Below are 3,051 nucleotides of genomic sequence, written 5' to 3' on the forward strand. Positions count from 1 at the left end.
GGTACGGGCGGGGGAGGCGCCCGGCCCGGGGGCCCGGGCGCCGGGGCCCGCCCCCGCCCCCCCCGCCGCCCCCCCCGGCGCCACGCTGCGCGCCGGCCGCGGCCGGCGCGGGCTGTCGGTGCGCGTGGAAGGCCGCAGCCTCGCCGTCTGCACCGGCCTCGTCGCGGCCCTGGTGGCCGTGGCCTCGGTCAGCCTGACCACCGGCGACTACCCCGTCGGCGTGCCCGACGTGCTGCGCACGCTCGTCGGGCGGGGCGAGCCCGCCGACGAGTTCATCGTCCTGGGCCTGCGGCTGCCGCGGGTGGTCACGGCGCTGCTGGTGGGGCTGGCGCTCGGGATGGCCGGTGCGGTCTTCCAGCTCGTCACCCGCAACCCCCTGGGCAGCCCCGACGTCATCGGCTTCACCTCCGGCGCCGTCACCGGCGCGCTCGTGGTGCTCCTGCTGCTGGGCGGCGGCAGCACCGCGACCGCCTTCGGCGCCCTGTCCGGCGGCGCCCTCACCGCCGTGCTCGTGTACCTGCTGGCCGCGCGCGGCGGGGTGCAGGGCTACCGGATCGTCCTCGTGGGCATCGGCCTCACCGCCGTCCTGCAGGCCGCCAACGACTACCTGCTGACCCGCGCCCGGCTGGAGGAGGCGCAGGCCGCGCAGGTGTGGATCCTCGGCAGCCTCAACGGCCGCGGCTGGGAGCAGGCGCTGCCGCTGGGGATCGGGCTGGCGGTGCTGGTGCCGGTGGCGCTGCTGGCCGGGCGCTCGCTGACGATGCTCGACCTCGGCGACGACGCGGCCCGCGCGCTCGGCGTCGACGTGGACCGCACCCGGCTGCTCGTGCTGGCCGTCGCCGTGGCGATGACGGCGCTGGCCGCCATGGCGGCCGGGCCGATCGCCTTCGTCGCCCTCGCCGCGCCGCAGGTCGCGCGCCGCCTCACCGGCGCCGTCGGGGCCGGCCTGGTGGCCGCCGGTCTGACCGGCGCGCTGCTGCTGCTGGTCAGCGACTTCGCCGCCCAGCGCGTCTTCGCCCCCACCCAGCTGCCGGTCGGCGTCGTGACGGGCGCGGTGGGCGGGCTCTACATGGCCTACCTGCTCGTCGCCCAGTGGCGCCGCGGGCGCGGCTGACCCCGGCGCTCCCCACCCCTCCACCCCCGGTCACCAGAGGACGGCACTGCCCCGTGAGCACGCACCAGCACCGGCTGCGCGGTGAGGACCTCACCCTCGCCTACGACTCCCGCACCATCACCCGCGGTCTCGGCATCGAGATCCCGGACGGCTCCTTCACGGTGATCATCGGGCCGAACGCCTGCGGGAAGTCCACGCTGCTGCGCGCGCTGGCGCGGATGCTCAAGCCGAGGTCGGGCAGCGTCTACCTGGACGGCGAGCGCATCTCCTCCCTGCCGAGCAAGGAGGTCGCCCGGCGCCTGGGGCTGCTGCCGCAGACGGCCAGCGCCCCCGACGGCATCACCGTCGCCGACCTCGTCGCCCGCGGCCGCTTCCCGCACCAGAAGCTGCTGCGGCAGTGGTCCCGCGACGACGAGCGGGCCGTGGACGCGGCGATGGCCGCCACCCACGTCGACGGCCTCGCCGACCGCACCGTCGACGAGCTGTCCGGCGGGCAGCGGCAGCGGGTGTGGATCGCGATGGCCCTGGCGCAGGAGACGCCGATCCTGCTGCTGGACGAGCCGACGACCTACCTCGACATCGCCCACCAGATCGAGGTGCTGGACCTGTGCGCGCAGCTGCACGAGGAGCAGCAGCGCACCCTGGTGGCCGTCCTGCACGACCTCAACCACGCGTGCCGCTACGCCACCCACCTCGTCGCCCTCAAGGAGGGGCGCCTCATGGCGCAGGGCGCCCCCGCGGACGTCGTCACCGCCGAGCTCATCGAGGAGGTCTTCGGGCTGCCCTGCGTGGTCATCGACGACCCCGAGACCGGCACCCCGCTGGTCGTGCCGCGCGCCCGCGCCCGCCGCGGCGCCACCGACGCGCTGAGCGCGTGAGCGCGGGCGGCTGCGGCGGGCGACGGCGACGCCGTTAGCGTGGGCGGGGTGCAGCACCGTCCGCTGGCCCGCCTGGGGCTCGTCGTGCACCCCGTGCGCGACACGAGGGAGCAGGCGGAGCTCGTCCGGGCCTGGGCGAGCTCGCACGGCCTGGAGGTCGTCGGCCTGCGCGCCGACACCGGCCGGCTGCCCGCGGGGGTGGGCACGGTCGACGAGGTCGAGTTCGCCCGCACCGTCGACGCGGCCGTGAGCCTGGGCGGTGACGGCACGATGCTCGGCGCGCTGCGGCTGCTCGTCGGCCGGGACGTCCCCGTGCTGGGGGTGAACCTGGGCCACCTCGGCTTCCTCGTGGAGCTGGAGCCGCGCGAGCTGCCCGCGGCGCTGGAGCGCATCGCCGCCAAGGACTTCACCGTCGAACCGCACCTGTGCCTGCGCGCGCGCATCGTGCCGCCCGACGGGCGGGACGTGCGCGAGGCGGTGGCCTTCAACGACGTCGCGCTGGCCCGCACCCCCGGCCGGGGCACCGTGACGGCGGCGCTGTCGGTGTCCGGTCAGCGCATCGGCTACCTGCGCGGCGACGCCGTCGTGCTCGCCACGCCCAGCGGCTCGACGGCCTACAGCTACGCCGCCGGCGGGCCCGTGGTCTCCCCGGGCGCCGACGCCCTCGTCGTCACCCCGGTCGCGCCGATGTCCGGCATCGCCCGCTCCATCGTGCTGGGCGTGGACGAGGCGGTGCGCCTGGAGCTGCTGGAGAAGTCCGGCCCGCCCGTCCTGGAGGTCGACGGCATCGCCGCGGGCGAGCTGGCACCCGGCACGGTGGTGGAGGTGACCGCCGAGCGCGACGCCGGGCACGTGATCCGCCTGGACGCCGCCGACCACGGCCGGCGCTCGCGGGTGAAGCTGAGCCTGCTGGACCTGCCGCTGCTGCCCGACGAGATGCTCGAGCTGGTGCCCGAGGAGCTGCGCCGCCACGACGGCCAGGAGCGCGGGCACTGACCTCCCGGGCCGCCGGCGGTGCGCACCGCCACGCCGGCGGGCAGCGGGGCCGGGCGCAGGTCC

General features: G+C 77.0%; 3 protein-coding genes. All 3 read left to right on the forward strand.

From position 1 onward, the window contains the following. Positions 1-1,114 (forward strand): FecCD family ABC transporter permease (locus ACRYM2_RS22950; RefSeq protein ID WP_432525009.1); only part of this gene is annotated, 1,114 nt, incomplete at its 5' end. Between the two features lie 53 nt (positions 1,115-1,167). Then, positions 1,168-1,992, forward strand: a complete 825-nt coding sequence (locus ACRYM2_RS22955) for an ABC transporter ATP-binding protein (protein WP_432525011.1) — start codon at positions 1,168-1,170, stop codon at positions 1,990-1,992. A gap of 48 nt (positions 1,993-2,040) precedes the next feature. After that, positions 2,041-2,988, forward strand: coding sequence for an NAD(+)/NADH kinase (locus tag ACRYM2_RS22960; protein ID WP_432525012.1), 948 nt, complete (start codon positions 2,041-2,043; stop codon positions 2,986-2,988). The last annotated feature ends 63 nt before the right edge of the window (positions 2,989-3,051 follow it).

Source organism: Kineococcus aridisoli, assembly GCF_050871885.1.
In the GTDB taxonomy this organism is placed as follows: domain Bacteria; phylum Actinomycetota; class Actinomycetes; order Actinomycetales; family Kineococcaceae; genus Kineococcus.